Here is a 24,933-nt window from a genome sequence, read left to right as displayed (position 1 = left end):
CTCTTAAATAACCAGACCGCCATCGATTTTCAATGTCTGACCAGTGATAAAGCTCGCATTGTCACTGGCTAAAAATGCGACACCATTGGCAATATCTTCCGGTTTACCCATACGACCAAGCGGAGTTTTCGTTTTCATGTAATCTAATACTTTCTCTGGTAGATCGACGGTCATTGGCGTTTCAATAAAGCCAGGGGCAACACAGTTCGCACGCACTTGTGCGCCTTTACGAGAAAACTCTTTTGCCCAACCCTTAGTCATTGCGATGACACCACCTTTAGTCGCGCCGTAATTGCTTTGGCCAATATTGCCATCAGTGCCGACGACGGAAGACATTGTAATGATAGAACCGATACCATTTTCGATCATAAGCGGTGCAACAGCCTGAGTCATATTAAATACGCCCTTCAGATTTACGTTGATGACTGCGTCCCACTCATCTTCCGTCATGCGATCAAGCAAGTTATCACGAGTGATCCCTGCGTTATTTACTAGCACGTCCACTTTACCGTGAGTAAGTTGAATCTCTTCAACCAAGCCTTGTATTGCGCTCCGATCACAAACGTTCAACTGCTTCACTTTTACATTGCTATACTGTGCTTCAAGTTCTTGAGCCACTTCGGTGTTCATATCGCAGGCATAAACCATAGTAGCCTGCTGTTTTGCGAATGTTTCAACGATACAGCGACCAATTCCTTGGGCACCTCCAGTTACAATACAGATTTTGTTGGTAAGCATAATTTCACCTTATTTGGATAGGTTGCGAGGCTACGTCTTGGCATAGTTTGACCCGCAGTAGGTAAACCTATTCTATGGGGTGAATGATGCTTTGTTGACTGATTCCAACTCAAAACACTATTGCAAAAACGGGACAATCTTATATTGTGTATAGGCAATTACGCCCTGCTCTTGATGCAATTATTAACATTCTTAAACCAAGAATGTCGCAATAACTTACGAATAGAAGTACAGCGCTTTAGTTTATGAATAAACGACAAAGTACCAACGCTCCAAATACATTATTAAGGTCAACATAATGCTCGATAAAATCGTCTATTTCCTGCACGTTGTTCGCACTGGCTCATTTAGTCTAGCCGCCAAGCAATATGGTATTTCGGCATCAGCTGGAAGCCGATGGATCATTGAACTCGAAGAGAGTATGGGAATAAGCTTGCTTAAGCGTTCGACCCGTAAAGTGGTTCCGACACAAGCGGGATTGCGTTTATTCGAGCGGTTTAATCGAGTCAATAGCGAAATCGATGACATATTTACTGAAATTCAAAATCTCGGTAACGACGATCGCGGTATCATACGCATTGCCTCTACCCCACTATTTGCTCGTGACTTTCTTAGCACTATCGTCGGTGAGTATTTGCAGCAACATCCACATGTCACTTTCCGTATTATGGAAACAGCCTTTGATATGGATCATATCGACGAAATTGATTTCGCTATTCGAGCTAGTGCTATCTATCAAGGCTTCCAAGAAAAAGACAGCTTATTGGTCAAGCGTTCGCTATTAAAATACCCGCTGATGGCCTGCTGCTCTCCCCAATACGTTGAAAAGTACGGTGAACCTGACCTGCCTGAAGATTTGCGCCGTCATAATTGCCTATATGCATCAACACTAGTGGGAGGCAGCAAGTGGGTATTTGAACGGGATGGAGAGATGACCACTGTCAATATTGCACAGACAGTCGAAGTGGAAGACAGCCAATTCATAAAAACAGTTGCACTCAATGGTGGCGGTATAGGCTATCTGCCAGTACGCCTGATAGAAAGTGAACTCGATGAGGGTTCATTGATGCCCGTATTACGTGAATATACCAACAGTGAATTCGAGTTTAGCCTCTACTATCGACCAAGAAAACAGATGCCTATACGCTGCCTTAACTTTAAGGATTACCTAATCAAACGTGTGAGAGAAATCGCCGAAGCAGAATGATAGCCATATCTAGAGCAGCCCACCAAGCTGCTCTTTATGTTCATCTTGTCCTAACTCATATTATCCCTTAAACGCAATTATCTTTCCTTTTATTGTCTATTTTTTCATTAATCATAAGTCAATACACTTTTCCTATCTGCTCCAAGCAATACTATTTTCCAGAAGGAAAACGAATAATGAAAATAAAAGTGTTAACAGCCCTACAAGCTTCAGATTTAATCAATGATGGTGATAGAGTAGTGCTAGGCGGCTTTATTGGTGCCGTAGTCCCTGAGGCTATCGAAAAAGCTATAGGTGAGCGTTACTTAACTACAGGCCACCCGAGCAATCTAGAACTCTATTTTACTGCAGGCCAAGGCAATGGTGTCGATAAAGCCACCAATCATCTCTCTCATCCGGGCATGGTCAGCATGGCATACGGTGGTCACTGGGGCCTAATCCCAAGGCTACAGCAATTAGCCAATGACGACCAAATCCAAGGCTATAACTTCCCACAGGGCGTGATTGCTCAACTCCTACGTGATTCCGCTGCAGGTAAGCCTGGCACTTTATCTCACGTCGGGTTAGGTACTTTTGTTGACCCTCGTCTCGGTGGCGGAAAAATCAACCAAGTCACTAAGCAAGATCGCGTTTCTGTCATGACTATTGATGGCGAGGAATTCTTATTCTACAAACGTATTAACCCAAATGTAGCATTACTTCGGGGTACTACCGCCGATGAGAACGGCAACATTACCATGGAAGACGAATGTCTATTTTTGGAAAACCTTGCCGCAGCTCAACTAGTGAGTAACTTAGGTGGTACTGTTATTGTCCAAGTCAAGCAGGTAGTTAAAGCTGGTACACTTGACCCTCAACAAGTGCGTATTCCCGGTATCTTTGTTGACGCAGTGGTTGTCGCGGAACCAGAAACGCACATGCAAACTTTTGCAGAAGAAATGAACCCTGCCTACTGCGGTCGCGGCCAAGCCACTGAAAAGGCCTCTTCAGTTCGCCGTTTGGATGCAAAGAAAATCATCGCTCGACGAGCCGCAATGGAACTTAAACAAGGCGCGATCCTCAATTATGGTATTGGGGTACCTGAAGTTATTGCTGAAGTCACCGATGAAGAAGGTATTACTGATCAAATGATCGCAACCGTCGAGCCAGGTGCGATCGGTGGAACACCTGCTGGGGGATTAAGTTTTGGTGCTTCAGCCTTCCCAGAGTCAGTCATTACGCAAGATCAAATGTTTGATTTTTATGATGGTGGTGGCATTGATCAGGCCTTCCTTGGATTAGCTGAATGTGACCAATTTGGTAACCTCAACGTATCTAAATTTGGCACTAAAATCGCCGGATGTGGCGGCTTTATCAATATCACGCAGAATGCTAAACAAGTGTTCTTCTGCGGCACTTTTACTGCGGGCAAGCTTGAAATTAAAACCGGAAATGGTGAACTAAAAATCATCACCGATGGCCATATTCAAAAGCTCATTGACCAAGTGCAGCAAATCACTTTTTCTGCTGAGGTGGCAAGACGTAACAACAAACCCGTGCTCTACATCACCGAACGTGCGGTATTTAAACTAGGCAAACAAAGTCTTGAGTTGATCGAAATCGCGCCAGGTATCGATCTTGAAAAAGATGTCTTAGCTCAAATGGCCTTCAAACCTATTGTTAGCCCAGATCTTAAGCTAATGGACTCTCGCATTTTCCATGACCAACCTATGGGGCTTACATTCGACTCTGCTCAACAAGCCTATGAAAACTGCAAACTCACTGCACAAACTGTAACAGCATAAACACTAGCTCTCCCCTTTTGCTAGGGGAGAGGGTTTTGCCATGAGAATCACCGTTCTTATTGCAAAACTACTTCTATGAGAAACACCATTATGAGTTATTCCATTAACCAGCTTGAGCTGGGTCAAAGTGCATACTTTGAAAAAACTATTAGTGAGTCTGACATTCAGATGTTCTGTGGCATCAGTGGCGATATAAACCCTGTCCATGTCAGCCAAATTGCTGGGCAGAATAGCATCTTCGGTAGCCGTGTAGCTCACGGGATAATGGTATCAGGATTAACCTCTGCCGTTCTCGGCATGCAGCTACCAGGTCCTGGCACTATCTATTTAGGGCAAGAGCTGAAATTCACTGCGCCGGTTTATATCGGCGACACTATTCGCGCCGAAGTAGAAATTATCGAAATTAACCGTGAGAAGAACATCGCTAAACTCGCGACGCGCAGCATTAATCAAAATAACAAAATCGTTATTGAAGGCATAGCGACTGTTATGCCTCCTAAACAGTAATACTTAAGGATTCATCATGATTATTAAACCTCAAATTAAAGGCGTGGTTGCACGCTCTTCTCACCCTGTAGGCTGTCATCAGTCAGTACTGAACCAAATTAATTACGTGAAAAATGCTGAACAGATTTCACAAGGACCAAAAAAGGTATTGATCTTAGGTGCATCATCTGGTTTCGGATTAGCTTCGCGCATCAGCCTCGCTTTTGGTGGTGCACATGCTGATACTATCGGTGTCTCTTTCGAACGTGGTCCAAGTGAAAAAGGCGTGGGTACTGCAGGCTGGTACAACAATATCTACTTCCGCCAAGAAGCTGAAAAAGAAGGGCTGATTGCTAAAAACTTTGTTGGGGATGCGTTCTCTACCGAAATGCGTCAGCAAGTGATTGACTACATTCAAACTGAATTTGGTGGACAAGTAGATCTAGTGGTTTACAGCTTAGCGACAGGCGTGAGACCCAATCCAGAAACCGGTGAGCTATGGCGCTCAGCAATTAAAACTTCTGGTGAACCAGTTGTCGGCCCAACAATTAATATTGAAAAAGACTGTTTAGAGTCAATGGAGGTGGGTTCAGCTTCGCCAGAAGAGATGGAATCAACCATCAAAGTGATGGGTGGTGAAGATTGGCAAAGTTGGATCGAAATCCTAGCAGACGCCGGAGTGCTAGCACAAGGCTGTAAGACAGTGGCGTACTCATATATTGGTGCTGAAGTCACCTACCCTATCTATCACAAAGGTACATTAGGGAAAGCTAAAGCTCACCTACACCGCACCGCTGATGAATTGAATCAAAAACTTAATCAACTTGGCGGAGAGGCTTACGTCTCAGTCTGTAAGGCTCTAGTAACAAAAGCAAGTGTCTTTATTCCTGCTTTCTCACCATACATTCTCTCACTGTTTAAAGTAATGAAAGAGAAAGGTACCCATGAAGGCTGTATCGAGCAAATGCAACGTTTATTCTCTAACCGCTTATACCAAGAAACAGTGCCTGTCGATGAAGCACGTTTAATTCGTATTGATGACTGGGAACTGGATCCAGAGACACAGCAACAAGTGGAAGTCCTCATGGCACAGATGACCGCTGACAACTTTACTCAAATTGGTGACTATGCGGGCTATAAACTCGACTTTTTACAACTGAATGGTTTTGGTTTTAGTGAAGTTGATTATGACGCTCCTGTTGACATCAACATGCTAGAAACCTTGCAACCGTAATAAATAGACTCTCCGCTCATCCCCGCTCTCATGCGGGGATATTGCTTCTCGTTGAATAGCAAAAATTAAAAAGAGAGCTACTTCACACAATTCATTATTGCAAACAAAGGATAATCCCCACTTTTAAAAGGGGTATTATTAACCTTAATAATAAATTTAACATTACCCTACAAGGTACACATTATGAGCAAGAAACATCTTATTGAATTGACGATATTTCTCACCTACGCATTATTTGCAATGTCTTGGGTAGCCGGCTCAATGATGACCAAGGACATCATGGCCTACTACAACATTGAAGGAATGGCAGCAGCAACATGGATGAATAATGCCATCACTATTGCTAAGATTATAGGTAACTTAACTGCGGCTTGGCTACTCGTTAAAATGGGGCCCAAAAAAGCCTTTACCGTCGCTTCATTACTTATCGTTGCAGGGGCAATTGGTGCTTTCGCCTCAAACTACCCTTTATACGTATTCTCACGTTTAGTGATGGGATTTGGTGGTGCATTTGCCATTGTTTACTTTAACCCAATTGTCATCAAATACTTCTCTGCTGAAGAACGCCCACTTATCAATGGCATCAATGCGGCAGCTTTTAACATGGGAAACCTGCTCGCTATCCTGTTTACTGGCTCACTACTCGCTAACCTAGGTGATTGGCAAAATGTTATTTTAGCTATTTCAGGCATTAGCTTCGCTATCCTTGTCGTTTGGTGGTTTATCAGTGACGACTTCTCTCTATCAAGCAACACTGCTGATGATAAAGAACAAGCCGTGTATACGCTAAAAGATGGCATTAAGGAACCTGTGAACTGGTGGTTACCTATTGCTTACTCAGGCCTGCTGTTTTGTTACATCTCTATTTTTGCCCTATTCCCACTAGTTCCAACGTTTGCAGCTGAAGCAAAATATTTATCATCTATAATGGTAGGTGCTGGCATGGTCGGTACTATCGTCGGTATTATTGTCGCTAAACGCTACCCACTACGCGTCCCTGTAATTCGTTACTGTGGCATAGCCATGACTGCATTCGCGGCACTGATGATCACGACAGCTAGCGCCCCTATTGCTTATATTGCTGCATTTATGGCAGGGTTCTTTATGTTTATCCCTATGACATCATTAGTGACATTACCACAAGAGCTTCCAAATATGACAATGGGACGTATAACCGTAATCTTTGGCATGTTCTGGTCAATTTCTTACTTACTTGAAACCATATTGATGTATTTCGCAGGCGTTTTAGCCGATAAGACAGGTAACATTGCATATGCTGCTACCTTCGCTGTAATTTGCTCGTCCTCTTTCTTTCTCGCTAGCCTCTTCTTACCAGAAACAGGCAAGAAGCCTCAAGCCGTCAATGCTGAACCTAAACGCTGTTAAGGAGCTACTATGCGTCAAGTTAGTCCTAAATTAAAAGCTTGGTTAGATCACTTCAATGTTTCAGTAAGTCAACTGGTCGAGAATGGTTTCAAACCAAATGCAATCAATGCTCGCGAAGGTTTAGCAAACTTAACCAAAGGGTTGGTCACTGATATTCCGGCGGTAGAATGGATTCAAGATGACATTGTTGCAGGAGGTGAATATCCTGTTCCTGTACGCATCTACCACCCTCAACCAAGTAACGCACTACCTGTACTGGTGTATTACCACGGCGGTGGTCATATGTCCGGAAGTGTGAGTGTTTATGATCCTATTTGTCGTAAACTAGCGTTAGCCACTAATCATATTGTTGTTGCAGTGGAATATCGCCTCGCACCAGAGTGCCCTTACCCAGCAGGCATCAATGATGCCTACTCTGTAGTTCAAAACCTGTGGCCAACGTTGAATCAACGCCAGCTGAAATACCTACCAAACCTTTCTATTGCAGGCGATTCTGGTGGTGGTGCAATAGTCGCAACTGTTAGTGCCAAAGCTCAATTTGATCAACACGTTACGATTGATAAGCAGATACTGATCTATCCAAGTCTCGACTACACTATGGACAGTCACTCGATGGATGAGAACGGCACCGGCTATTTATTGCAAAAAGGCAAAGTTGCTTGGTACTTCGACAACTACTTCCAACATGATGAAGATCGCAAGCAAGCCTCACCACTGTATCAGCCAATGACAGCAGATCTGCCCGATACGTTACTGTTTACCACAGAGTTCTGCCCACTTAGAGATGAAGGCTTGGCTTACTGTGAAACGGCAAAAAAAGCTGGGGTGAAAGTCGAGCATTATCACTTTCCAGATATGATTCATACTTTCATTAACATGGAAGATCTTGTAAAAGAAGAGTGTCAACTGACCTATCAGAAAATTAGCAATTTTCTAAATCGCTAATTTTCGAACCATCTCTCTCATCTAGAGGCTGAATAAGAAAAAGGACTGGTCATCACCAGTCCTTTTACAATGAAGCTAGAATAGCAATCAGCAATTTGGCAACTGATCGAGAAATTGTTGAAAACTGATTTCTCTGACTTTAGAAAGCACCTTGGTGAGATCATCAATCAAGCTACCATCGGACCAGTCAACACGAATATCGATAGGAGCACGTGTAAGACTCTCAATGCGCAATGACGCCGAATAAGTACCTCGTTTATCCCCTCCTGTCATAAGTGACCGGCTCAGAGCATCAATCAACATTTCTGGCAATGTTTCTTCATATCTCTCTTTATATTCCGGGCAATGACCTTGATACACTTGCTGAGGGTTAAGTGTTACTACTTCAATAAAGCGCTGGATAAAAGCGTGCAGTACAGCACCACTTTCAAGCATGTTGCCAGCAACCGCTATACCTCTAGGTGGGTGAGAAGTAGATACCTGATAAAGAACAGTGAAGACATTCACAGTAAGTATAGGTTCATATCACCTATACTCAATAGGGCAAAGCAAATCACCTCATTGCAGAATAAATACCTTCACAATCAAACAAGGGATATGCGTCATGGCAGACATAGATACCGCTCAATTAGTCGTTCCGGATTCTGTACTCAAGAGCTGGCAAGAAATTGTTGATTTGGTTGCCAAAATGACACAGTGCCCGGCTTCGCTAATCATGCGTATTCACGAAAATGACATTGAGGTGTTTTCTAGCAGTCGAAGCGAAAACAACCCCTACGCACCAAATGCAAAGGACTCGCTTGGGCATGGTCTGTATTGTGAAACCGTGATTCGCGAGCGGCGTATGCTGAACGTCCCCAATGCCCTCAACGATCCTGATTGGGATCATAATCCAGACATTAAGCTAGGTATGATTTGTTACTGCGGAATGCCTGTGTTTTGGCCAGATGATACCCCCTTTGGGACTATCTGCATGCTTGACAGCCAAGAACGCTACTTTGATGAAGATGCAATGTCGCTACTTGCTCGCTTTCAAACAGCTATCGAAGGTCAACTTGAAACCCTATATCGCAAAGAAGAGCTTACCCAATTCAATCAGGAGTTAGAAAACAAAGTCGCAGAAAGAACCAAGACACTTGCCGATCTCAGCAGCCGTTTACTCACAGAAATTGAGCAACGTACCGCTGCGGAAAACCACTTGGATTTTCACCTTCACTACGACCCGCTCACTAAACTCCCCAATCGAATCACACTGGCGGACGACCTCGCTAAACAGATGGCTTATCTAGAAGACGATGAACAAATTACCCTGATTTATTTCAGTTTGAGAAACTTTAAGTTTGTTAACGCAAGCTATGGTTACATGTTCGGTGATCAGATTTTGTCGTCACTGAGCCAACGGATCTGCCACAAGCTGCCCAAAAAGTGGAAACTGGCCAGAATTGTTGGCTCTGATTTCGTTCTGGCCGCCCAGCATCTGCGTACACCCAAACTTCAAGAACAAGCCATAGAACGAATTACCAATGCGTGCACCCAACCTTTTAGCGTCAATGGTATGAGTATCAATTTGCAATGTAATTTAGGTATCGCAGTGGCCCCATTAGATGCAACAGACTCGTTCAGCCTCATTCAGCGAGCCTGCTCCGCAATGAGTGAAGGTAAAAACGAGGGTTTGCAGGTCGCCTACTTTAATTTTGCTGCACAAAAAGCCGCCGAAGAGCGCTTACGACTTGAATCACATCTTTCTAAGGCGTTGAAGAACAACGAACTCGAAGTCCATTTCCAGCCGATCATCTGTCTCAAACAAGGGGGGAAAATCATTGGTGCTGAAGCGCTGTTACGATGGAGCAATCCAACGCTGGGGCAAGTCTCGCCAGACCGTTTTATTCCTCTAGCGGAAAGTAACGGACAAATAATAGAAATCGGCTACTTCGTTTTGCATCAAGCGCTGAAACAAGCCGCACAATGGCATCACATATCCCCGCACTCGTTTAAAGTGGCCATCAACATCTCACCAATCCAATTCCAAGAACGACACTTTGTACAACACTTACAAGACATTATTGATCTTTACCAACTGCCAGCGAAGTGCGTTGAATTGGAGCTAACAGAAGGCATCCTGCTGCAAGATGAAGAGTATGCGCAAAATGTCCTCGCTCAGTTGCGTCAATTCGGCTTCAGCATTTCTCTTGATGATTTTGGTACCGGGTACTCTTCACTCAGTTATCTGCAAAAGTACGCTTTCGATACGCTAAAAATTGATCGCAGCTTTATCAATCAGTTAGAACACAATCAACACAACCGAGAGCTTACCAGAGCCATTATCGCAATGGCGCACAAACTCAATATGATGGTGATAGCTGAAGGGGTAGAAGAGCGGTATCAAGAAGACTTCATCCGAACCGAAGAATGCAACTATGCTCAAGGCTTTTTGTATGGCAAAGCCGTTCCTGCTGACGAGTTTACGCAACAAATGACCAGTGGACTGTAATCACCGTCAAACGTTATAGGTATTGCCGTTCAGATCGTAAGGTCCTGATTAAGTTCAATGGAATTACGCACCAAAGCGATCACTGAATATAAATATTGACCTTACCCCTAAGGAAAGGTTTAGCCTGAATTTAATTGGAGTAATATTCGATATAGTAAAGATATAAATCTCATCGAATCTTATTTTCAGTATCTATGCATTGACTGCTATTAATTCTTGCTAAGGGTATTTTATGGATCGTAGAAGTTTTATTAAGAAATCAACATTAACTGGTATTGCGCTTACTGCTTTCCCTAGTAGCTATTCATTTTCTTCCGTATTGAAAAGTGCAAATAAGAATTTATTAACTCGTCAACCTCTACCTATTCCTCCTCTGGTTGATACAACGAAAAAAGAAACCGTTTATTTAAATATTAATGATGGAAAGTCTAGCTTTTTTGAGGATGTTGTTACACGAACATCAGGTATTAATACAGATTTTCTTGGTCCAGCCTTAAAAATGCGTAAAGGGGAAACCGCTAACATTCAAGTTAATAACAATCTAGATGAAACAGTCACACTCCATTGGCATGGTCTTGAAATTCCGGGACATAAAGATGGTGGACCACATCAAATGATAAAAGCAGGAGATCAATGGAAAGTTGATTTACCGATCACCCAACCTGCTGCGACTTGTTGGTTTCACCCACACCAGTATCCGCAAACAGCAGAGTTAGTAATGAGAGGTATCGCCGGACTGCTCGTCATTGAAGATGAAGAGAGCGATGCGCTCAACTTGCCGTCTGACTGGGGAATTAATGATATACCGATCATAATCCAAGATCGTAAATTCGACTCTAATGGTCAATTTGACTACAAGTTACTTGATATCGTTAACGTTTCAACCGGCTTTGCTGGAGACACTATGTTAATAAATGGGGCAATCAACCCTATTTTGGATGTTCCTCAGGGTTGGTCGCGTCTTCGTTTACTTAATGGTTCTAATGCCCGCAGTTATCTACTCTCATTTTCTGATCAACAAGAGTTCTACGTTGTTGCTTCTGATTCTGGTTTTCTTAACGCTCCGGTCGCTATGAAGTCTTTACAAATGTCAGCAGGTGAACGATTTGAAATATTAATTAAGGTCGATGGTGAACACCAATTTGACCTAGTTACACATCCTCTTCATCAAATGGGAATGATGTTTCCTCCTTTCAATGAAATCGTAACCTTAATGACACTCAAACCAAATAAAAGTATCAGTCAAGGGGAATTGCCGAACACCCTCACGACAATCAAACGCTACCAATTGAGTGATGCTAAAAAGAAACGAAATATCGTTTTAGAAATGGGCGACGGCTTAGACTCTCAGGCAATGATTGTAATGAGAGAGCGAAAATCATCTTTGTCTAAAAGAATGGAAATGGCATCAGAAAGTAAAAAGTCGATGCCTATGATGATAAATAAATCGGCCCATAAGCTAACACAAGAGGATTTGAAAACTATCAATGGTATTAACGGTAAATCATTCGACATGAAGGTTATCGATGCAGAGGTTAATAAAGGTGAACTGGAGCATTGGGTGATCAGCCAAGGCAAAGATATGATGATACATCCTTTCCATATTCATGGTTGTAGATTTCAAGTTCTATTAATAAATGGCAAACAACCAGAGCCACACCTTATGGGATGGAAAGATACTGTGACAGTATTTCCGAAAGGTGAAACAGAAGTACTTGTTAAATTTGATCATTCCGCTCCAAAAGAGTTTCCTTATATGGCCCACTGTCATATTTTAGAACACGAAGATACAGGAATGATGATGCAATTTACCGTTGCCTAAATAAACTCAACAATGACTTATATATAAAGACAACTAGAGTGATGAACGTTTTAACTCTTTAACTATCCATAGTAAAAGGAGGTAAATGATACCATTTACCTCCTGTTTTGTGTGGATAGTCTCAATTTATCTGCTGTGCATAAAGGTAACTCAGCTAAGCCAATAAGTCTTTGTGGATTTTAACTACCACTTTTTTAATTGGTTTTGAACTCCCTACACAACAGCCTGGTTTGTGCGGTTGCTGCGGAAAAAAGACAGCAAAGTCGCCAGGGTTGAGAACTAAAGCAGAAGGCGCATCCATTGCACTTAAAAGATAGAAATCATCATCAGCATCATATTCAGTTTTCGCAATATGGCGCTCACTTTCTAAGGCAAATTGAATTTTCTCTTCACCACTAATCAAACACTGAACATCAATGTATTGCTTATGCACTTCAGCAAGTTTAGTTTCCACAGGAGCAGTCTCAAAGCTCATAACATTAGCAAACATGAGGTCGCCATTAATATCATGACGCCCCAGTTCTAAGTTAACCAAATCACTATCTTTAATAAAATTCAGCGCTTCAATTATAGCCGTAGGAAGAGGCTGCCTATCCGCTTGGGATATATGTCCAAAAATCATAGTTTCCTCTGAGATTTATAAAGGCTTCCCGCATATCAGAAGCCATTGATAAGGATTATTTTTCAGATGACGTCAGTACAAAGTCTAGACTTTCATCTTTTGGTTGTTCCTTCAGTAAAAGTGCAGAAATATAGCCGACAATGACCACTGTCATCGTGCCGATTGCACCGTAAAAGAAGAAGTTCAAGTCAGTAAAGTAGCGAGCCCACAGCGTAGCAATGACACTTGAGACGACACCAATTAAGGCACTTCTTGCTGTCGCATTTCTTATAAATACACCCAACATAAATAACCCTGTCATTGGTCCCCCCATTAGGCCAAGTAAGCTGTTAAATGCATCCCAGATTTGACTCTCATCAGACAAAATTAAGTAGGTAGAAGCCGCAACACCGAGTAGACCAGAAACAACAGTGACAATACGACCAACTCTTAATGCATTGTCTTTAGTTGTATTTTTCCCTAGTCGATTAAAAATATCACTGGTATAACACGCTGAAATACTATTCAAGCTACTAGAAATACTTGACTGAGATGCCGCAAAGATGGCAGCAATGATTAGGCCAGCCACACCTGCGGGTAATTGGGTGATAATGTAGAATGGTAGCACGCCACCAGTATTAAAGTTTTCAGGAAGTAAGCCCGCATTTTGAGAATAAAAGGCATACAAACCTGCACCAACAGCAAAGAAGAAAATTGGAATAAATGCAACAAACTTAGCGTTAGTTACCAAGGCTTTCTTAGTCTCCTCGATTGAATCCGTCACAATATAACGCTGCACAACATCTTGGCTAGCCGTGAATTGCTGCAGCGATGCGAAAAAGAATCCCATCATCAATACAGGAATAGTAGGCTCACTCCAACTCCAGCGGAACTGTTCTGCTGGGAAGTATTTATCTGCATTGGCTGACATGGCGAATATTTCACTTATTCCCCCGTTCACACTAAAGCAAAGAGCAATAAATATCCCCACAGCAGCAACTGAGAGCATGATACCTTGCATTACGTCTGTCCAGATAACCCCCTCAATTCCGCCAAGGAAGGTGTATATAATGCATAACACACCAATCAGGAACACAATAGTAAGTGGATTCATATCAATAAAAGGCATTAACGCTAGCGCTGTCAGATAGGTTACGATCGCAATGCGGCCAATGTGGAACAGCATGAATGACACACTACCAAAAAGGCGCATTTTTAGATCAAATCGCTTTTCCAAATATTCATATACCGATGTTAAATTTAAACGGCGGAAAAATGGGATATAGAACATAAAAACAAAAGGCAGAATTGCTATTGCAATGTATTGACCAATGAGAAATGTCCAGTCATCAGTGTATGCCTTGGCCGGAATTGACATAAACGTAATGGAGCTGAGTGTTGTTGCAAATACACTAATACCTGCTGCCCACCCAGGAATACGCCCCCCCGCTTTAAAATAATCGTCACTAGACTTTTGTCTTCGTGCAAAATAAACACCCACTCCCATTACACCTGCAAGGTATAAGAAAAGTACTATGTAGTTCAGAGTTCCGAAATAATTCGCTTCCATCTTTTATAGACCTTTATTTGTTTCTAATTATGTTTTTTATAATATTGATGAGCCCAGTGTGCGGCCCCTAATAACCCCGCATCAGCTCCAGCCTTTGCAACAATCAATTCGGGCCGAAACAGTTGAGGGTTTTTCGCAAGCTCAATGTTGACTAACTCTAGGTAACCTTCAGCTAAGCCAACACTGCCCCCAAGTGTTACAACATCAATATCTAATGTGATTCGTAGGTTTGAAATAAGTTGAGCGACAGCGTGCGCTGACCGCTTGAAGATAACTTGTGCGTCTCCATCTCCTGATTGCCACTTGTCGTAAATACATCTCCCATTGGACACTGAGTTCCAAAGCAATTGACCTGCTTTTGTTATGGCCGTTCCTGATGCAATGGCTTCAACGCAACCGATGCGACCACAGCCACATAGCGGCCCATTAGGATCCGCTTGCATATGCCCTGCATGTCCTGCGATCCCACGACGACCTATTTGCAATTCACCACCAAGAACAACCCCAGCACCAACCCCAGTAGATACCGTTATAAATGCCATATCTTGGATTTCACTTGGTAACATTTGATATTCTGCCCAACACGCCGCTTGAGCGTCATTGATGAGGTAACATGGTAGAGCGGTGATGCCTTCTAGTTCAGTTTTTAAAGGAAAGTTATTGAGACCACCCAAATTGTTAGGGTTTAGTGCCATTAATACCCCCTCACTAATTATTCCTGTTGAGGCAACTGCAACATAGTCTGCCGCTTCTATAAGTGGAGAGAGTAAATCAGACAATACTCGGCTTAATACCGATGGATCTGGTGATTCAGGTGTGGCAACCTGAACACGCTGCGATATAGCCTCATCTTGAACTAGGGCCGCAGCAATTTTGGTACCGCCTATATCTATCGCAAGGCATACACTCATGCGCTTTTCTCCATGACTTGCTCATGACCTTCTCGCACTGAAGCTGCAAACCATGAGCATATATGTTCAATTCGTGTAATCGCAGAACCAACAGTGACTGAGTCTGCACCACTTTCTATCGCCAACTTTGCTAACTCAGGACTGTTATAGCGGCCTTCAGCCATGACGAAACAACCTGATTTTTTTAGCTTTTTCACAAGTTCAAAGTCCGGTTTATCCGGAGTGACCTCCGTTGTATAGCCAGACATAGTTGAGCCTATAATTTCAACGCCAAGCCTCTTAGCATTTAGGCCCTCGACATAATTGGAACTGTCAGCCATGGCCAATCGACCTAACTGGTGTATTTCAGCCACCAAAGACTCAACAGATACTGGGCGAGAGCGATCCGTTGCATCGATGGCAATAATATCGGCACCAGCATTATGGAGATCTTTGATATCTTCAATGAAAGGGGTGATGCGAACGGGAGAGTCATCAAGATCGCGTTTGACAATACCGATGATAGGTACATCAACATGCGGGCGGACAGCTTTAAGATTTTCAATACCTTCCACTCTCAGCGCAATGGCCCCTCCGGCCACTGAAGCGGTTGCCATTGCAGCGACGATTTCTGGCCTATCCATTGGACCACCATCAACAGGCTGGCAAGATGCTACGAATCCTTTGCGTAGAGTGTTAAGAATAGCCGTCGTATTAGATTGCATAAGAATGAATACTCCAAAAACTTCATTAATAATGGAACTTGACTTCATAATGTCACCATGGAGCTAAACTTCAAGATAAAAATATTATGAAGCTGATCTCTCTCACATTATTAGTATATTTATCATTCAATTCGCACAATAAGCCTACTATTTGACTATTTCATACTGAAGCTGAGCTGCAATTACAATGTTATCATTCAACCTTTGGAGTTATACTCCCTACATTTGATAACAAAAACTGGGAAAAACAACATGGAAAATAGCTCTACACTTAACCGATATGCACTGGTCAATGTCGATGTATTTACCGGAGATAGAACACTGAAGAATCATTCCATTCTGATTGATGGACAACATATTATTGATGTCATGCCAAGTGACTTAGTACCTAAGAATATTGATGTTTTAGATGGGCAAGGTTGCTTAGCAACTACCGGATTTATTGACCTACAGATAAATGGGTGTGGTGGTGTATTGTTCAATATTGATGTCTCCTCCCAAACGCTCAAAATAATGAACGAAACCAATTTGCAATCAGGCACTACCCAGTTTTTGCCTACATTAATCACCAGTGAACTTAAGCAGTTAAAGCAAGCCATTCAGGTTGTAAAGCAGTACAAGCAAAGACAACAGGCAGGTATTTTGGGTTTACATTTAGAGGGGCCTTTTATTAGTCATGCCAAAAAAGGGGCGCACAACGAAACATTTATCCGTGAATTGGACGCACAAACATTAGCTTTTCTTATTGAGCATCAAGATGAAGTTACAATGATAACATTGGCTCCTGAATGTAATTCTAGCGATTATATCCAAGCACTCTCTGATGCTGGAATTCATGTCTCATTAGGGCATACCAACGCTACATACGAGCAGCTATGTGAAACTAAAGGGCTACGTATGGCCACACACTTATATAATGCAATGAGTCCATTCAACTCCAGAGCACCCGGTGCAGTTGGCTATATTTTTGACCACAAGTTATACGCCGGCATAATTGTCGATGGCATCCACTCTGACTACGCAAATGTACGTATTGCACATCAAATACTCGGTCATCGACTATTCATGGTCACCGATGCTGTTACTCCTGCTGGAACGAGCATGCAGCAATATGATATGGCAGGAACACCGGCGTTTGTCACCAATGGCCGTTGTCACTATAAAGATGGAACTTTAGCAGGTGCAGCGATTACCATGATTGAAGGCGTAAAAAACTTGGTTAATCGTGTTCAATTACCTTTAGAAGAGGCGCTGAGAATGGCTTCATTGTATCCAGCAAAAGCCATTGGTATTGATACTCAATATGGCAAAATTGAAGCAGGATATTATGCCAATGTTGCGTTGCTAGATCACGACCTTAATGTACAGAAAACAATTCAGATGGGTAAGATAAAAAATAATGTCTAGTGATTAACTATCAGTAAGTTGGAGCAAAAGAAATTCGGTACTTTTGCTCCATAAGAGTTAATCTAATGATAGTGCTTGGGTTGTTCGAAGCTTACTTGAATAAGCATTACTTTCATCCCCTTGCACTAAAAGGCAGTAAATCATATCTAAAACAAAAAGCTGCGATATCTTAGTCCCGATAGAGTCACCTTGCAGTTGCCCTTGTCGGTTGCCATTTATCAAAACATAATCTGCGTATTCACAGATGGATGAACGAGGATTATGAGTAATTGCAACGGTTGTTGCGCCTGACTGTTTAGCAATTTTCAGTGCTTTTGTGGTTTCAGGTGATTGCCCTGAATGACTGATCCCAACCGCAATATCCCCTTCTGTTAACAATGCGGCCTTCATGTACATATAGTGGTTGGTTGTCAGTGCATCTACATTTAAGCCGATGCGCATAAATCGGTACTTTGCATTTTCAGCCGATATCCCAGATGACCCCACCCCCAGAAAGTAAATCGATGACGCTTGCTTTATTAACTCGCTAACTTGATTAAGTTTTTCTAAATCTAACAAGTTAAGTGTCTCAGAAAGGACATTATCAATGGTTTTTTGTAACTTCTTTCCAATCACCTCTGGTCGATCTGAGCTAGTCACATCGGTATCGAAAATACTGTCATCATCTTTATTTTTTTGAGAAAGCTCTATCGCGAGGGCCATTTTGAATTCATGGAAACCTTTTACCCCAAGCGAACGACAAAAGCGGATAATGGATGCATCACCAGCTGAAACAGCTTGCGACAATTCTGCAATAGATAACGTATAGGCTTTACTGGGCTGGGCTAATACAAAGTCAGCAATACGCTTTGACGCAGGAGTAAAGCTATCATAGAGGCTACCTATTGTATCAAGGATTTTTCCTGCCTGAATTGTGTCGGTTGTTCCAGTCATTTCATTGATATCCTTAACGTTGGTGACTTTTGTACTCTGCCGATATATCACATCAGTATATGTCATTTGCCTCCGAACATAAACTTTGATCTGGTGCACAACTCCATAAAAATCGACAGGGATATCAATAAAATCGCTATACAAAGGAGCAAAACTCCATAATATAAATACAATACAAAGCGTAACACCAAAACGCTGCATTCTCTAAACTTTAGGATCGTTCTATTATGAAAAAACTAACAGGATTAATTGCCGCACCACATACGCCATTTGATAAGAATAGCCAAGTTAACTTTAATGAGATTGACAAAATCGCAGCACATCTGATTAAGGATGGAGTCACTGGAGCCTATGTCTGTGGAACCACTGGTGAGGGGATACACTGTAGTGTAGCTGAAAGAAAGGCAATTGCTGAACGCTGGGTCAAGGCGGCGAATGGTAAGCTTGATCTTATTGTTCATACCGGTGCATTAAGTATCGAAGATACCCTTGAACTGACACGTCATGCAGAAACGCTTGATATATTAGCAACCTCTGCAATTGGCCCGTGCTTTTTCAGACCGGGATCGGTTGATGCACTGGTAGAATATTGTGCGACGGTAGCGGCTGCTGCTCCATCAAAAGGCTTCTACTATTACCACTCTGGTATGTCAGGAGTAAATTTGGATATGGAGCAGTTTCTGATCAAAGCGGACAAGAAAATTCCGAACCTATCTGGTCTTAAATTTAACAGCCCTGACCTCTATGAATACCAACGCTGTCTACGTGCCTGCAATAGTAAATATGATATCCCATTTGGTGTCGATGAATTCTTACCAGCAGCACTAGCACTAGGTGCAAAGAGTGCTGTAGGCAGTACCTATAATTATGCAGCGCCTCACTTTCATCAAATTATTTCAGATTTTAACAATGGCGATATTGAAAAAGTTAACCGTGGTATGGATAGCGTGATTGAGTTAATTCGTGTATTGGTAGAATTTGGCGGTGTGGCTGCTGGTAAGGCTGCAATGTCTCTTCACGGTATCGACGCTGGTAGAGTTCGCCTACCATTAATGCCATTAACAAAAGAGCAAACAAATAGTGTCATTGAAAAAATGCGCGCTGCTAACTTTCTAAAATAACGTCAATAAACACTAGATAATACAACTTGATACTACCTAACCATTTCGTAAATAGACTTTATCATTGTATTGATTAGCTATCAGCCAAATGGCCTTAGACTAAACAAAAGCCCTAGTAACGCTATGCTGCTAGGGCTTTTTCATGAATCAGGAACGGTACTTAGTAAAGCTCAGCAAATTCCTCAATGCGTTCTTTGCCACGCAACAACAAGAAATTCAAAAACCTTGATGTAGAAGTCGAAATGATTTTTTCTTCCTCAACACCATACTTCTCTAACAACGCTTTGGCCAAATCTAGGTGAGCAATTTCCTCACAAAAGTGAGCATCAGAACCCGTCGTAAAATACACGCCAACCTCTTTACCAATCTCGACAATTTGCGCACAGCGGCTGTCGCTGCCTTTACGGCTTTTCCCCGTCAACGAGGTGTTGTTGATTTCAATCGCTACGTTGTGCTCTTTAGCGCACTCTAGAACCGCTTTTATATCAAACGGGAAGTTAGGGTTACCTAAGTGGCCTAACACATCTGCCTTACCCTGTTTAATCACATTGATCAGCGCTTCGGTGTGCATTTCTTCAGTCGATGGGGCAAATACCGGCTCATGGAAGCTGGCAATGACCCAATCAAGGTGCTGATAAGATGATAGCGGTAAATCTAAATCACCGTCAGTATTAAGCGTGTTGGCTTCACAGCCGCGTAAAATGCCAACATCATGAAGAAAGCGGGGCAAGATCCTTTGATTGTTGAAAAACCAGTAGTGGGGGGCACCTGGCATTTCTGGAGCATGATCCGTTGTACAAAGAAGTTTTAGCCCCTTAGCTTTGGAGGCCTGCGCATTTTCAATAATAGTGCTGTAAGCGTGCCCGCTGGCAATCGTATGAGTATGGCTGTCGACAACGATTTCCATCGTGCCTCCTAAATTCAGTTAGTTAATTTCAAATGAACCATCTTGATTCATGTAAAGCGTCAAATCGGCCTCTACCGAGTGGTTTAACACCTTCTCGACATTCTTTGAATCGGACTGCTCATAAAAACGCTGGGCCTCTTCTGGTGAAGTGCCTCCACGGATCTTACGGTTTACCAGCCTCTCTTCAAGATATTTCGGATCGGTGTCGATAAAAATCGTAAAATCCGCTAGCTCTTTCAGCCCATTCCACACTGGCTCGTCGAGTAGTAACCAGTTGCCCTCAATAACGACAATACCTTGCTCGACTGAAATCGCATCATCGACCGGATCGTGTAAGTTGCGGTCGTAATATGGCCAAGTCGGGTTCTTCACTTTCAGTTGCTTTAACTTGTCGATAAGAGCGGTCAAATTAAAGGTTTGGTACGCCCCTTTGATGGAACGTAAGGTGATGATCTCCCCATCCTGTTCAATTGAGTTGTTATCAAGAATTTCATTTGGGTAGTGGAAGCCATCAAAAGGCAATACCTGCAGAGGTTCAACATTAGGCAAAGTTTTAGATAGGTGTTCCCAAAATGCCGCAAGGGTCGATTTCCCACTGCCCGGAGGCGCAGCCAGAAAAATCACCGTGCGCTGCTGTTTTTCATGAAATAGGCGTGAGAATTTTTGTACCAGTGGCTCGTGGATTTGCTCGACATCTTTATCAGGGAAGATAGCTTCTGTTTCAAAACCACTGACGTTCAAGGTTACTTTCATACGAAATGCCCTAGTTGAGTATTTCGTTCTCTACTGTTTCCAATAGACCTTCGCAACAAAGCTTAAGTACCGTTTTAATGAGCGCTTCATAACGAGTCTGAGAAAAGGAATCAAAGGACGAAAACTTTAATTGATTGATTGAATCTAAATAGATACTACCTTCGGCCTTCGCAAGATTGGACTGATTACTGATAAAGTCATACACCATATCATCGCCAAACGAAATCTCTTGGGGGTGCTGGCGTACGTACTCATACATTTGGTCAAACAAACCAATATCGGCATAGGTTTCCATCGAAATCTTGCCCATTGCAAACATCAGCTTAGAGACAACATCAATCTCGACGAGCGGGCCATCCTCTTTCAAAAGGGGCGTTACCGCATATTCAATAACGAGAGGATCTTGTACAAAAACTCTCGGAAGTAACTTCTGTAGTTCTATTTTGATTAGTTTATGAGACGTTTTGATAAAACAGGTTGCTGATTCGCAACGGTCTAACTCGTCTACTAATTCTTCTTGCACTGAAATAGTTAATCCCTCAAATATTGTGGTAGCCAATCGGCCACCACAATACCAGATGACGACTAAGCCGTTAAACTTACACCATAAAATTCTAACAGTGCTTGCTCTGCCAACTCATTCCATACGTAGTTATTTTCTTTGAGAATTCTATCTAGCTCGCCAAAAAACGGCTCTTTCTCTGCCAATTTGTGAAACTCATCAATCGCCGTTAATGGTAAATCGATGTGTGGATAGATGAGCTTCTTACCGCCTGGGATATCTAGCTGATTCAAAATCGTGTGTTGCGCGGCTTCTAGGCCACCAACGTGCGTCAGCATAAACGATGGATTGATTTTGCCCGCTTCCGATAACTCAATCGATTCAACCATATCGCCAGTCGAGCCGCCTGATGTGCCGACAATGTGCGTCGCTTCATAGTGCACGTTGTAGAAATTAAATGGCACTTTGAAGTTTTTGTCTGTTGGGCCAGCAAAGAAGTTCAGACAGCCATCGTTACCTAGTAGCTCGTCTGCTTGCTCTAGGACCTGCGCCACTGCAGCGTAAACCATCACATCATCGTAGCCATTACCGCCATTAAGCTCTTTTAAGTAAGCCACAGGGTCTGCCACTTTCGCTGTATTCACATAGTGAAGTTCAATGCCGTTTTCTGCCGCCTTCGATACTGGAATAAGGCTTTCTGCGCGCGCTAGACGTGACTCATCAATATCAGTCACTACAATTCGGCTTGGTTTGACTGGGCCATTAATCGCATAGTCGATTGCACCGATACCCATTGGGCCTGCACACGCTAATAGAGCGAGAGAACCCCCTTCTTTGATGCCCATTTCATGCTCATAAACGTATGGCTTGGTATGGTAGCTGGCATGGAAAGCGCCGATGATGCAAGACATTGGCTCAGCAAGCGAAGCGTTTGCATAGTAAGAGCTCTTGTATGGTAGAACGCAGTCTAGGTCGATCGCTACTTTAGGGATGATTGAGTAAGTTGCGTTGCCACCAAAAGTCTCGTAGCTGTAGCCCGCAGAGTAGCCCGTCGGAAGACCCATTGCAGGTTGCAGAACGAAAGGTTCACCTGGCTTAAACTTGTCTTGTAAGTTAGCACCCACTTCTATAATCACACCCGCATATTCGTGACCTGTCATCACAGGAACTACAGCAATTTTTTCTGGTACACGTTTATGCTTTGAACCTAATAGCGCCGCTTTGTATGTCGATAAGCAGATGCTATTTGAAATGTTTTTAACTAGAAGCTCATCATCAGAAATTTTCGGTAAATCGAACGTTCTTAGTTGAACATCTTTCTCACCACAAATTACAGCAGCTGTTGTTTGAACCATAGTTTTCTCTCCGAAAGTGGGGCCAGTGAATGGCCCCTGAAATTTGAATTTAAGCTTGCTGACCAATCGTTTCCATTAGGTTGTCTAGCGCTGGGTCATGCAGGAAGTTCTTAATCGTGATGACTGGCAGTCCGGTTGCTTTAACCGCTCGGCTTTCTAGGCTTTCGTGTGTGACCACTACATCTGCATCACTTGGGACTTTCTCGATAGCAAAGTTCTTCACTTCGACGTCGTAGCCCGCTTTTTCGAGTTTACGTTTGAAGGTTGATGCCCCCATCGCACTTGAGCCCATGCCTGCATCACAAGCGAATGCCACAAACTTAATCTCTTTTGATGCCGCTTGAGCCGTTTCCTGCGCTGGGGCTTTTGCTACCGCACCTTCCGCTTTCATATCTTTCATGTCAGTGATGGATTGTTCGAATTCTTCTTCTGCCTCTTCTTTCTTGCTCACTTTCAGGATGGCGCTTGCCACTAGGAATGAAACGATGGTTGCCGTTGTCACACCTGCGATAGTCGCGATGAAGCTGCCTTTAGGTGTTAGAGCTAGGTAAGAGAAGATCGAACCTGGACTTGGACCTGCAACCAAACCGCCGTCTAGTAGGTTGAATGTTGCGATACCAGTCGCTGCACCTGCGATCATCGCTACAATCATGATTGGCTTCATTAGCACATATGGGAAGTACAGCTCATGGATACCTCCGAAGAAGTGGATGATGATGGCACTTGGTGCTGATTTCTTACTTAGACCTTGGCCAAATTTTGCGTAAGCCAGCAGCATACCTAAACCAGGACCTGGGTTAGACGCCACCATAAAGAAGATAGATTTACCTGTTTCCGCTGCCGCTTGTAGGCCAAGTGGGTAGTAGATACCTTGGTCAATGGCATTATTCAGGAACAGAACTTTTGCTGGCTCATTAATAATGGCAAGTAGAGGAAGGAAACCTGTCGCAACAAGTGCTTCGATACCTGACTTAACAAAAAGGTTTGCCGCAGTTACAGCAGGGCCAACAATCGCGTAAGCAAACAGACACATGATCATACCGAAGATACCTAGCGAGAAGTTGTTCACCACCATCTCGAAACCAGAAGGGATCTTGTCTTGCAGGCGTTTATCGATTTGCACAATCACCCAGCCACTTAGAGGCCCCATGATCATGGCACCGACAAACATTGGGATGTCTGCGCCGGCGATTACACCCATCGTACCGATTGCACCAGCAACCGCACCACGTTTATCACCAACAATCTGACCACCGGTATAACCAATTAGCAGTGGTAATAAATAAGTAATCATTGGACCAACAAGTTCACCAAAATAGGCATTTGGCATCCAACCTGTTGGGATAAATAAAGCAGTAATAAAGCCCCAAGCGATGAAGGCTCCGATATTTGGCAATACCATGGCAGTCAAATGACCACCAAAGGCTTGCACTTTTGCTCTTACATTTTTGCTCACGTTATGTTCCTTCTAACAAAGGGCTACTATTTTGTAGCTCATAAACGATGGAAGTTGGTCTTAGTAATGCTTAATGATTTCTAAGACTTCTTGTTTTGAAGCCGAAGCTGACAGCTTCGCTATATTTTCTTCATCAACCAACATTTCGCTAAGTGCTTGAATCACTTCGATATGTGTATCGGAGTCTTTTGCTGCAAGTGTTAGCAAAACATTAGCAGGGCCCATATCAGAGCCGAAGTCGACTGGAGATTTGAACACGTGAATACCAAGACCAGTTTTTAGCACGCCTGCTTCCGGTCTTGCGTGAGGCATTGCAATTCCTGGACAAAGCACGTAATAAGGGCCATTATCGTAGGTTGATTGGATAATCGCTTCGGCATAATCTGCGGTAACATAACCTTTATTTTGAAGGTAGTGCGTTGTCTCTTTCACGGCATCTTCCCATTGATAATCAGAGTGGTTGATGACATCAATTAGGTCGTGGTCAATAAGGTCATAAAGCATAATAAACCCCAGTGGTTCGTGTTCGTTGTTGTTGGGTTTATTATTGATGGAAACGTCAGAACTGAGAAGTCACAGCATATTGTGATAGCGATCTCTAAAAACACACCGTCAAGTGT

23 protein-coding genes are annotated in these 24,933 nt (G+C 42.9%); 10 read left to right on the top strand and 13 right to left on the bottom strand.

Annotation, left to right across the window (positions count from 1 at the left end; translation table 11 throughout):
- Positions 1-3: 3 nt before the first annotated feature.
- Positions 4-738 (bottom strand): beta-ketoacyl-ACP reductase, encoded by a 735-nt coding sequence (locus ACU01J_RS05875; RefSeq protein WP_481084818.1) that lies wholly within the window; start codon positions 736-738, stop codon positions 4-6.
- A gap of 298 nt (positions 739-1,036) precedes the next feature.
- Between ACU01J_RS05875 and ACU01J_RS05870 the strand changes: the two genes are divergently transcribed.
- The 6 genes from ACU01J_RS05870 to ACU01J_RS05845 all read left to right on the top strand — a co-directional run bounded on the left by ACU01J_RS05870 (position 1,037) and on the right by ACU01J_RS05845 (position 7,780).
- Positions 1,037-1,945, top strand: coding sequence for a LysR family transcriptional regulator (locus tag ACU01J_RS05870; protein WP_481084817.1), 909 nt, complete (start codon positions 1,037-1,039; stop codon positions 1,943-1,945).
- 176 nt (positions 1,946-2,121) lie between these two features.
- Positions 2,122-3,729, top strand: coding sequence for an acyl CoA:acetate/3-ketoacid CoA transferase (locus ACU01J_RS05865; protein ID WP_481084816.1), 1,608 nt, complete (start codon positions 2,122-2,124; stop codon positions 3,727-3,729).
- Between the two features lie 90 nt (positions 3,730-3,819).
- Positions 3,820-4,236, top strand: coding sequence for a MaoC family dehydratase (locus tag ACU01J_RS05860; RefSeq protein ID WP_481084815.1), 417 nt, complete (start codon positions 3,820-3,822; stop codon positions 4,234-4,236).
- Positions 4,237-4,252: 16 nt separating this feature from the next.
- On the top strand, positions 4,253-5,449 hold the full coding sequence (gene fabV, locus ACU01J_RS05855; RefSeq protein ID WP_481084814.1) for an enoyl-ACP reductase FabV: 1,197 nt from the start codon (positions 4,253-4,255) through the stop codon (positions 5,447-5,449).
- A gap of 183 nt (positions 5,450-5,632) precedes the next feature.
- Positions 5,633-6,835 carry an MFS transporter gene (locus tag ACU01J_RS05850; protein ID WP_481084813.1) on the top strand — a complete coding sequence of 401 codons (1,203 nt, stop codon included), beginning with the start codon at positions 5,633-5,635 and terminating at the stop codon, positions 6,833-6,835.
- 9 nt (positions 6,836-6,844) lie between these two features.
- Positions 6,845-7,780 carry an alpha/beta hydrolase gene (locus ACU01J_RS05845; RefSeq protein WP_481084812.1) on the top strand — a complete coding sequence of 312 codons (936 nt, stop codon included), beginning with the start codon at positions 6,845-6,847 and terminating at the stop codon, positions 7,778-7,780.
- 87 nt (positions 7,781-7,867) lie between these two features.
- On the opposite strand, the gene ACU01J_RS05840 is transcribed toward ACU01J_RS05845, so the two are convergent.
- Entirely contained in the window at positions 7,868-8,287 is a 420-nt protein-coding gene (locus ACU01J_RS05840; protein ID WP_481084811.1) for a DUF1028 domain-containing protein, read from the bottom strand.
- A gap of 97 nt (positions 8,288-8,384) precedes the next feature.
- Between ACU01J_RS05840 and ACU01J_RS05835 the strand changes: the two genes are divergently transcribed.
- Both ACU01J_RS05835 and cueO read left to right on the top strand, forming a co-directional pair.
- Positions 8,385-10,271 carry a sensor domain-containing phosphodiesterase gene (locus tag ACU01J_RS05835; protein WP_481084810.1) on the top strand — a complete coding sequence of 629 codons (1,887 nt, stop codon included), beginning with the start codon at positions 8,385-8,387 and terminating at the stop codon, positions 10,269-10,271.
- 232 nt (positions 10,272-10,503) lie between these two features.
- Positions 10,504-12,093 carry a multicopper oxidase CueO gene (gene cueO / locus ACU01J_RS05830; protein WP_481084809.1) on the top strand — a complete coding sequence of 530 codons (1,590 nt, stop codon included), beginning with the start codon at positions 10,504-10,506 and terminating at the stop codon, positions 12,091-12,093.
- A 154-nt stretch (positions 12,094-12,247) separates the two neighbouring features.
- Here cueO and nanQ read toward each other — a convergent pair whose 3' ends face one another.
- The 4 genes from nanQ to ACU01J_RS05810 are packed head-to-tail and all read right to left on the bottom strand — an operon-like array spanning position 12,248 to position 15,879.
- Positions 12,248-12,715: an N-acetylneuraminate anomerase gene (nanQ, locus tag ACU01J_RS05825; protein WP_481084808.1), complete on the bottom strand. Its 468-nt coding sequence runs from the start codon at positions 12,713-12,715 to the stop codon at positions 12,248-12,250.
- Between the two features lie 55 nt (positions 12,716-12,770).
- Positions 12,771-14,264: a sodium:solute symporter family protein gene (locus tag ACU01J_RS05820; RefSeq protein WP_481084807.1), complete on the bottom strand. Its 1,494-nt coding sequence runs from the start codon at positions 14,262-14,264 to the stop codon at positions 12,771-12,773.
- 23 nt (positions 14,265-14,287) lie between these two features.
- The gene (locus ACU01J_RS05815) at positions 14,288-15,175 is read right to left on the bottom strand and encodes an N-acetylmannosamine kinase (RefSeq protein WP_481084806.1); all 888 of its coding nucleotides are present in this window, start codon (positions 15,173-15,175) and stop codon (positions 14,288-14,290) included.
- The gene (locus ACU01J_RS05810) at positions 15,172-15,879 is read right to left on the bottom strand and encodes an N-acetylmannosamine-6-phosphate 2-epimerase (RefSeq protein ID WP_481084805.1); all 708 of its coding nucleotides are present in this window, start codon (positions 15,877-15,879) and stop codon (positions 15,172-15,174) included. The genes ACU01J_RS05815 and ACU01J_RS05810 overlap by 4 nt, the downstream gene beginning before the upstream one ends.
- Before the next feature lie 252 nt (positions 15,880-16,131).
- Between ACU01J_RS05810 and nagA the strand changes: the two genes are divergently transcribed.
- Positions 16,132-17,286, top strand: a complete 1,155-nt coding sequence (gene nagA / locus ACU01J_RS05805; RefSeq protein ID WP_481084804.1) for an N-acetylglucosamine-6-phosphate deacetylase — start codon at positions 16,132-16,134, stop codon at positions 17,284-17,286.
- Positions 17,287-17,343: 57 nt separating this feature from the next.
- On the opposite strand, the gene ACU01J_RS05800 is transcribed toward nagA, so the two are convergent.
- Positions 17,344-18,420: a MurR/RpiR family transcriptional regulator gene (locus ACU01J_RS05800; RefSeq protein ID WP_481084803.1), complete on the bottom strand. Its 1,077-nt coding sequence runs from the start codon at positions 18,418-18,420 to the stop codon at positions 17,344-17,346.
- 26 nt (positions 18,421-18,446) lie between these two features.
- Between ACU01J_RS05800 and ACU01J_RS05795 the strand changes: the two genes are divergently transcribed.
- Positions 18,447-19,340, top strand: a complete 894-nt coding sequence (locus tag ACU01J_RS05795) for a dihydrodipicolinate synthase family protein (protein WP_481084802.1) — start codon at positions 18,447-18,449, stop codon at positions 19,338-19,340.
- A 160-nt stretch (positions 19,341-19,500) separates the two neighbouring features.
- Here the strand turns inward: ACU01J_RS05795 and ACU01J_RS05790 are convergent, their stop codons facing one another.
- Genes ACU01J_RS05790 through ACU01J_RS05765 form a run of 6 tightly spaced genes read right to left on the bottom strand, consistent with a single transcriptional unit; the run spans position 19,501 to position 24,817 of the window.
- Complete coding sequence (locus tag ACU01J_RS05790) at positions 19,501-20,247, bottom strand: PHP domain-containing protein (RefSeq protein ID WP_481084801.1); 747 nt, start codon at positions 20,245-20,247, stop codon at positions 19,501-19,503.
- Between the two features lie 18 nt (positions 20,248-20,265).
- The gene (locus tag ACU01J_RS05785; RefSeq protein ID WP_481084800.1) at positions 20,266-21,000 is read right to left on the bottom strand and encodes a nucleoside/nucleotide kinase family protein; all 735 of its coding nucleotides are present in this window, start codon (positions 20,998-21,000) and stop codon (positions 20,266-20,268) included.
- A gap of 10 nt (positions 21,001-21,010) precedes the next feature.
- Positions 21,011-21,529: an MltR family transcriptional regulator gene (locus ACU01J_RS05780; RefSeq protein ID WP_481084923.1), complete on the bottom strand. Its 519-nt coding sequence runs from the start codon at positions 21,527-21,529 to the stop codon at positions 21,011-21,013.
- 56 nt (positions 21,530-21,585) lie between these two features.
- Complete coding sequence (locus ACU01J_RS05775; protein WP_481084799.1) at positions 21,586-22,857, bottom strand: zinc-binding dehydrogenase; 1,272 nt, start codon at positions 22,855-22,857, stop codon at positions 21,586-21,588.
- Between the two features lie 49 nt (positions 22,858-22,906).
- The gene (locus tag ACU01J_RS05770) at positions 22,907-24,313 is read right to left on the bottom strand and encodes a PTS mannitol transporter subunit IIBC (protein WP_481084798.1); all 1,407 of its coding nucleotides are present in this window, start codon (positions 24,311-24,313) and stop codon (positions 22,907-22,909) included.
- Between the two features lie 60 nt (positions 24,314-24,373).
- The gene (locus ACU01J_RS05765; protein ID WP_481084797.1) at positions 24,374-24,817 is read right to left on the bottom strand and encodes a PTS sugar transporter subunit IIA; all 444 of its coding nucleotides are present in this window, start codon (positions 24,815-24,817) and stop codon (positions 24,374-24,376) included.
- Positions 24,818-24,933 lie beyond the last annotated feature (116 nt).

The sequence above is a fragment of the Vibrio sp. 2433-A1 genome (genome assembly GCF_056726085.1).
This window is presented reverse-complemented; position numbering and strand designations above follow the sequence as displayed.